Consider the following 7,183-nt stretch of genomic DNA (forward strand, 5'->3'; position numbering starts at 1 on the left):
ACTAATAATTTCCAACCATTCTATCAACAAAAGTTAAAACACCAATTTTTACCCGATAAAAGAAGCATCAGCATTTAATTATAAATTTAACTTTGGTTTTGGCTGACGGGTTTCAAATTCCAGTTTTTCGCCAAGCCTTGAACGTTAACTGTAATTGCGACTGAAAGCTTAAACACGAAATGAAAAATGTCGGTAAGAAAAGCTTAGAGAAAGCTTTTAGTTTGTTTGATACGGGTGCTATAGACCAAATAGATATAGGAACAAGCAAAGGATTACAGCAAATACACAAATATTTGTTTGACGGACTTTATGATTTTGCCGGAAAGGTCCGTACTCAAAATATCTCAAAAGACGGTTTCAGATTTGCAACAGCATTGTATTTGAAGGAAATTTTGCAAAAAGTGGAACAAATGCCAGAAAACACTTTTGAAGAAATTATTGAAAAGTATGTGGAAATGAATATAGTTCATCCTTTTATGGAAGGCAACGGCAGGACAATGCGAATATGGCTGGATATGCTTTTGAAAAAGAGGCTTAAAAAAGTAGTGAACTGGCAGTTTGTAGATAAAACGCTTTATTTACAGGCAATGGAACGCAGCCCAATTAACGACCTGGAGTTAAGAATGTTACTTGTTGCCAACTTAACAGAAGATATAAACAACCGGGAAATTATTTTTAAGGGGATTGAACAATCTTACTATTATGAAGGATATGAGAAAGAAAATGATGATGAAAAAAGTTGATACTTCAATATTTTTAGCTAATAAAAGGGCTGTCCATAACATTGGCTTGGCAAAAACTGGCTGATGAATTAAATATCAACTTTGATTTTGCTATTTTGCTTTAGTACCGGCTGACGAAATAAAATTTAGCCGGTAAAAGAAGCATCAACATTTAAACAAAAAAGCTTAAGAATTGCGTGTTATTCAACTTCGGTAGAAGTTTTTTATAAAGACGCTCAAGATCATTAAATTTTCCCTGATGTTAAACCTAATAATCCCGCTGCTTTAAACAGAAGCTTTGAAGCAATCAGCTAAGTAAACAACCGCAAAGCACAAACCTCAAATTGCTTACCCGCATTCTCCAATAGAAAGGCCGGGAACCTTAAAGGAAACCGTAAAATACTTAAAGGAAACAACAGAAACATTAAAGGAAAAGCCAGAATACTTAAAGGAAACACCAAAATACTTGAAGGAAACAACAGAAACCTTAAAGGAAAAGCCAAAATACTTAAAGGAAACAGCGAAATACTTAAAGGAAACGCCGCATTCGTTAAAGGAAAAGGCTGTTTACTTAAAGGAAAAAGCTATTTTACCTACGCAATTTTGCAGTTTTTGATAGTAATTCCGACTGGCGTTTAACAATTAGCAGCACGTAGTAAAAAGTTTGATAAAAGCCTAAAGCATAGTATTTGTTGATAAATATGCCGTAAAAGAAGTACTCCGAGGTTTTTTGCTTTGGGTTTATAAGTATTTGACAGTCCCATTGTTAATTCTTTACCGGTAAAAAAAGCAGCAGGGCCGCACTTCAAATTTTAAAAGTTTTTTAACTTGTATTTACAGCAATGTCCCTTTCAGCATAATTGCGGCAATGCTAAAATAAATGATCAGCCCGGTTACATCCACCAAAGTAGCTACAAATGGTGCGGATGAAGTAGCAGGATCGAGTTTGCACCTTTTTAAAACAATGGGGATCATCGAACCGCTTAAAGTCCCCCACAAAACAATACCGATCAAAGAGAAAAATATGGTGATGGCCATTAAAACCCAGTGGGCACCATAATCATACCAGTGCAAATACTGCCACAAAGTAATCCTTAAAAAACCGATGGTGCCGAGGATAGAACCCAAACAAGCGCCCGAAAGTATTTCCCGCTTCATTACGTACCACCAGTCTTTTACGCTCAGTTCTTTTACGGCCATAGCGCGAATAATTAAAGTTGCCGCCTGCGAACCGCTGTTGCCGCCGCTCGAAATCACCAGCGGAACAAACAGCGCCAGCACTACAGCTTTGGCAATTTCGCCTTCAAAATAACCCATCGCCGTGGCTGTAAGCATCTCGCTCAAAAACAAAATGATGAGCCAGCCGGCACGTTTTTTTATCAGCGATACTACGGGCGTGTTGACGTATGGATATTCCAACGATTCTACCCCGCCAAACTTTTGCATTTCCCGGGTATTGCGCTGCTCGGCCACATCAATTACATCATCAACGGTGATAACGCCCAACAGCAAATCATCTGCATTAACAACAGGCAGCACCGTGCGGTCGTATTCTTTAAATTTGGCTATTGCTTCGTCTGTGCTTTCTTCGATGTTCAGTTTGATGCAAACGCCGTCCATAATATCATGGATCTTTTTTGAAGGTTCGTTCAGCACCAACCGCCGCACCGGTATATCGTCCAGCAGCTTCCCCTGATTATCTACCACATAAATAACGTTGGCAATATCCGAGTCAGCATGGTTTTTGCGCAGATGCTCGTTGGCATCGGCAATGGTCATTTCTTCTTTGATGGTTGCAAATTGAGTATTGACCAGCCTGGCAACGCTTTGGCGCGGATAGCCCAGCATGTCCAGTGTGGCTTTTTTATTGTTATCGTTTAGATAGTCGAGGTATTTAGAACGCTCAAAAGCGGTTAACGAGGTAAAAAACGAATACCGGTCGGTCGAACTTAAATGGTCAAGGATGCGGGAAGCTTTTTCTTTGGGAAGCGATTCGATGATCTTTTTTTGCAGAAAATGGCCGACGTAAGCAAATAAGATAATTTTCTTTTTCTCGGGAAAAGTGCCAAATGACTGGATAGCCGTATCGGCAGGAAGCGTATTGAGTATGCGGGCAACGTCTGAAGGATGAATATCCGTTTTGTTGCCCGAACTTACAAACGATTTTAAATCGCCATTGATAATTCTGTCTGTTATTTCCCTTAAATCCATAAAACTAAATAGTTACGGCTAATTAAAACGTAAACGGCACCGATGAAGGTACAAGGAAAACCACAACATCAAAAATAATTGTTGAGGTGGTCAACTGGCCGAAAAAACAAGCTGCTCAAGCCGCCCGATACTGTTTTTACCAGGCAAATTTATCCTTGATCTCTATCGTTTTTCCCTGATCGCTGCCGCCGCTGTAACTGCCCTGGCCGCCGCGCATACCACCACCGCCCTGGCCACCGCCTCTCCGGCCGCCGCCGCCCATTCCTCCCATGCCGCCACGCATTCCGCCGCCGCCCATGCCGCCCATCCCTCCTGCATTTCCGGCCGGTGTTAAGCCATCATGGCTGCCTTTAGCCGCCGTAAAACTGTTGATCTTGATGTCAAACGTCCAGGGCTTGTTGTTGCTGTTGTCGGTATGCAGCATTTTTATCGGGATAGCTGCTTCGTAAATCAGCGCGCCTTGTTCGTCAAAATTCAATACTGTTTTTATGCCATAAGTATTGGCCGTGCTGATATGGTCGGTCTCGATATCCTTAAAACCTTTTACATCAATGTCGCGCAGCTTTAGCAGCTCGGCTTTGCGGCGTTCTTCCTGGTCTTCCTGCTTCAACTGTTGCTGGGTAACGGCATTGTCTGCTTTTGGCATGATAAAAATGCTGTTCTCGTCCTGGTCTGGCGAAGGGAAAGTCAGGCTGTACGTTTCCTTTTTCTTGCCTTCGGGGTTAAAGGAAAGCGTAATGCCGTTGCGCATGGCCTGGCCTTGCTGCGCGCGGTCTTGTATGCGGATGGCAAAATACAAATTTTCCTTATCGCTTGCCAAACCGTAATTGATGTGCTTGGCTTCGCTGGTATAGTTCAGGCTGTCGCCCCAATCTTTCAAACTGCCATCAACCGTAATGGGGTGCGGCGGTACTTTGAGTGTTTTTAAGTTGGATTTGGATTGTGCGCAAACCTGCAAGCCCAGCAATGATAACAAAGCAGACGACAGGAAATAAGGAAATGTTTTCATGGGCCGTAAAATAAGAAGTTTTTCGTTAGAACGTTTTTTTAACAAACGGTTTAGCTGCCCACCTAATTTATACGGATAAAAGAAGCATCTGAAAAAATCTTTCAACAGCAAAGATAAAGATATCGTTGGATGTTCCAAAGCGGCAGGTCTCCGCCCAGGCGCGGAAAGGCCCGACAAAACGCCCGGAGGGATCGGGTTTGTCTTGAATTTTTGGTTCTTTTTGTTCAAGCAAAAAGAACGTTAAATACAAGTAAACAAAGGTTTGTTTGAATGATGTGTAACGGGTCTTTGCCCTATTTTTACGTTCTTTTGTCTTGACACAAAAGAACCAAAAAGTCAAGAATGCCGGATCGCCTCCGGGCGGCATTCAGCCCTACGCTCCTGGGCGCATACCTTGCAGACGCCCCTGCCACCGAAAGAAAAACAAAACTTGTCTTTTTACTACAACTAATTTATACTGGTAAAAGAAGCATCTACTTTTCTTCCGGTATAAATTTAAGCAGGCCCAGGTTTTAACGTGATTTTAAATTTCAATTTTAAAGCCCAGCTTCCTGATCGTTTCATTAAATTTGCTTTTATGTCAACAGAGGTTAAAGAAGAAAGCTTCACACTGGAAGAAGTATTGGCGGGCTTGAAAGAAAGCCACCGTTTGATATTGTGGAACGATGAGGTAAACTCCTTTGAACACGTCATTTACTGCCTGATGAAATACTTGGACTATACCGACGGCCAGGCAGAAAAAATTGCCTGGGAAGTGCATACCAAAGGCAAATGCGCCATTTTGGAAGGCTCGTTTACGGAAGTAGAAGTGTACCGCAAAATTTTGCAACAGGAAGGGCTAACGGTTTCGGTAGATTAATTACAAAGCGCAATGCTTCTTTTACCGGCATAAAACTTAAACCTTATACAGCTATTTGGGTTAAGGATTTGATTGGATTTCGATAACAACCACCATCAATTGCTGTTTCTAACCAAACGCGCTGAGGTGACAACCTGAATTTATGCTCTTAAAACAATACCCATTTTACCTTAAAGCAACCGTCATCCTGTTTGGCATCTCGCTGGTTGTACTGGTGCTTTATATGCTGGCCGATTTCCTGGTGCCCATGGGCTTTTCCGTTTTACTGGCCATTCTGCTTAATCCGTTTTACACAAAATTAAGGATATGGAAAGTGCCAAAAGTACTTGCCGTCAGCTTAACGCTGCTTGCCATGATCGTTTTGCTGTTTGCCGTGCTTTATTTCCTTTCCTCGCAGATGATCCAGTTTGGCGATACTTTTCCTGCTTTAAAAGCAAAAGGCGCACAAATTGTGGTTGAAGTAGAAGCTTGGGTGCAACATACTTTCGGCCTCAGCATCCAAAAACAGATGGAAATGCTAAACGAAGCGGCCAACAACAGCAAAGGCTTGGTTGGCCAAACCATCGGCAGTTTGTTTGGCCTGTTTAGCGTGCTTTTTTTAATACCGGTTTATATTTTTTTACTGCTGCTGTACAAAGAGCTGATCCTGAATTTTTTGTACGAGGTTTTCTCCGAAGAAAATTCAGAACGTGTAGCTGCAATTTTAAACCAGACTAAAATGGCTATCCAGAGTTATATTGTTGGCTTGTTGATCGAAGCGGCCATTGTAGCCGTTCTTAATTCCGCTGCTTTGTTTATTTTGGGCGTAAAATATGCTTTGCTGATTGGCGTTATCGGTGCGATTTTAAATATGGTGCCTTTTATTGGCGGCATCATCGCCATCATACTTCCGCTGTTGATTGCAACGGTAACAAAAGATGGCTACAGCACACAAATAGGCATTATTATCGCTTACTCCGTTATCCAGTTTATTGATAACAATATTTTGGTGCCCAGGATTGTATCTTCCAAAGTACAGATCAATGCCCTGGTTTCCATTATTGTAGTATTGCTGGTTGGCGCATTGTGGGGCGTTGCCGGCATGTTCCTTTCCATCCCGATGGTGGCCGTTTTAAAAATTGTTTTCGACCGGATTGACGACCTGAAGCCCTGGGGGAAATTACTGGGCGATGAAATCCCGACACAATCCATCCTGCATATCTGGAACCGGCGCAGAAGAAAAGCTGCTGCTTAGCCATGCTTCTTTTATGCACATAAATTTTACATGGTTTCCTGGTATTCCTTTTTAAATTTAGACCGAAAAAAATACACCATGACCGAGAAGAAGTTTAAATACCTGGATTCGCAGCACCGGCAATACATTGCACTGGCGGTTGCTTTGCTTACTTATTTTTTAACGCGGAAACAACCTTTGTCCATTAACATCATGCTTACTTGGATCAACTATGCTTCCAGTATTTTGGTGATGAGCTGGATTTCCATCCTTTCAATGCACCCCAGCCTTGTGCGCAAAGTAGCCAGCCTGGAAGATTCCAGTGTAACTTTTATCTTTCTTTTTATCATTGGTTCTGCGTTTGCCAGCCTGTTTGCCGTAGTTTTTCTTTTACAATCTTTAAAAGGGCTGTCCAAAGAACAAACAATAACCCATGTCCTCCTTTCTATTACTTCGGTAGCTATTTCCTGGTGGCTTACGCATACCATTTTTACCATGCGGTATGCCCATATTTTTTATTCTACCAAAAACGAAGAAGGCGAATATGGCTACGGCCTGGAATTTCCGAAAGAACCCCACCCTGATTTTATGGATTTTGTTTATTTCTCCTTTGTGATCGGCATGACTTTCCAAGTGTCTGATGTCGAGATCAGTTCGCGCAAAATCCGCCGGTTGGCATGGCTGCAGGGCATTTTGTCTTTTGTTTTTAACACCGCAATTGTAGCTTTAAGCATCAACATTATTTCGGGCATGTTTGGCCATTAAAACAAAATTTGCAGCAGTTGTTAAAATTCGGTTTAATTTATTTTTATGGATTTAGGGTTAAGCAATAAAGTAGCCGTTGTTTTGGCAGCCAGCAAAGGTTTGGGCCGCGCAGCCGCAGAAGCATTGGCAGCAGAAGGCGCAAAGGTTGTTATTGGCTCGCGCGATGAAAAAGAGCTGGTAAAAACAGCATCACAAATCAGCCAAAAAACAGGATCGGAAGTAATTGCCGTTCCGGTTGATGTAACTAATGTGCAACAATGCGAAAACTTTATTGCAGAAACCATCCAACATTTTGGGCAAATTGATATTTTGGTGAACAATGCCGGCGGCCCGCCTTTTGGCCCTTTCGAAAGTTTTGATGAAAGCCACTGGCAAGCCGCTTTTGAACTGAATTTATTAAGTAC

Annotated in this window: 8 protein-coding genes; 5 read left to right on the forward strand and 3 right to left on the reverse strand. The window is 42.0% G+C overall.

Going from position 1 to position 7,183, the window contains the following annotated elements; all coding sequences use genetic code 11:
* The first annotated feature begins 179 nt into the window (after positions 1–179).
* Entirely contained in the window at positions 180–743 is a 564-nt protein-coding gene (fic, locus tag Q0192_RS00405; RefSeq protein ID WP_299284401.1) for a protein adenylyltransferase Fic, read from the forward strand.
* A gap of 813 nt (positions 744–1,556) precedes the next feature.
* On the opposite strand, the gene mgtE is transcribed toward fic, so the two are convergent.
* The 3 genes from mgtE to Q0192_RS00420 form a co-directional block, all read right to left on the reverse strand.
* A complete protein-coding gene (mgtE, locus tag Q0192_RS00410; RefSeq protein ID WP_299284403.1) occupies positions 1,557–2,933 on the reverse strand; it encodes a magnesium transporter in 1,377 nt (458 codons plus the stop codon).
* 136 nt (positions 2,934–3,069) lie between these two features.
* Positions 3,070–3,942, reverse strand: coding sequence for a hypothetical protein (locus Q0192_RS00415; RefSeq protein ID WP_299284406.1), 873 nt, complete (start codon positions 3,940–3,942; stop codon positions 3,070–3,072).
* A 67-nt stretch (positions 3,943–4,009) separates the two neighbouring features.
* Entirely contained in the window at positions 4,010–4,309 is a 300-nt protein-coding gene (locus Q0192_RS00420; protein WP_299284408.1) for a hypothetical protein, read from the reverse strand.
* Positions 4,310–4,519: 210 nt separating this feature from the next.
* Between Q0192_RS00420 and Q0192_RS00425 the strand changes: the two genes are divergently transcribed.
* The 4 genes from Q0192_RS00425 to Q0192_RS00440 all read left to right on the forward strand — a co-directional run.
* Positions 4,520–4,801, forward strand: a complete 282-nt coding sequence (locus tag Q0192_RS00425; RefSeq protein ID WP_299284411.1) for an ATP-dependent Clp protease adaptor ClpS — start codon at positions 4,520–4,522, stop codon at positions 4,799–4,801.
* Positions 4,802–4,943: 142 nt separating this feature from the next.
* Positions 4,944–6,035 carry an AI-2E family transporter gene (locus Q0192_RS00430; RefSeq protein ID WP_299284414.1) on the forward strand — a complete coding sequence of 364 codons (1,092 nt, stop codon included), beginning with the start codon at positions 4,944–4,946 and terminating at the stop codon, positions 6,033–6,035.
* Positions 6,036–6,113: 78 nt separating this feature from the next.
* A complete protein-coding gene (locus Q0192_RS00435) occupies positions 6,114–6,779 on the forward strand; it encodes a DUF1345 domain-containing protein (RefSeq protein WP_299284417.1) in 666 nt (221 codons plus the stop codon).
* Positions 6,780–6,824: 45 nt separating this feature from the next.
* A partial coding sequence (locus tag Q0192_RS00440; protein WP_299284420.1) for an SDR family NAD(P)-dependent oxidoreductase occupies positions 6,825–7,183 on the forward strand: 359 nt, incomplete at its 3' end.

Source organism: uncultured Mucilaginibacter sp., from assembly GCF_937859865.1.
Classification (GTDB): Bacteria; Bacteroidota; Bacteroidia; order Sphingobacteriales; family Sphingobacteriaceae; genus Mucilaginibacter_A.

Bases quoted from the DNA above. Each gene is read 5' to 3' on its own strand.
- fic (WP_299284401.1), top strand. From the start codon at position 180: ATGAAAAATGTCGGTAAGAAAAGCTTAGAGAAAGCTTTTAGTTTGTTT.
- mgtE (WP_299284403.1), bottom strand. From the start codon at position 2,933: ATGGATTTAAGGGAAATAACAGACAGAATTATCAATGGCGATTTAAAA.
- Q0192_RS00415 (WP_299284406.1), bottom strand. From the start codon at position 3,942: ATGAAAACATTTCCTTATTTCCTGTCGTCTGCTTTGTTATCATTGCTG.
- Q0192_RS00420 (WP_299284408.1), bottom strand. From the start codon at position 4,309: ATGCCGCCCGGAGGCGATCCGGCATTCTTGACTTTTTGGTTCTTTTGT.
- Q0192_RS00425 (WP_299284411.1), top strand. From the start codon at position 4,520: ATGTCAACAGAGGTTAAAGAAGAAAGCTTCACACTGGAAGAAGTATTG.
- Q0192_RS00430 (WP_299284414.1), top strand. From the start codon at position 4,944: ATGCTCTTAAAACAATACCCATTTTACCTTAAAGCAACCGTCATCCTG.
- Q0192_RS00435 (WP_299284417.1), top strand. From the start codon at position 6,114: ATGACCGAGAAGAAGTTTAAATACCTGGATTCGCAGCACCGGCAATAC.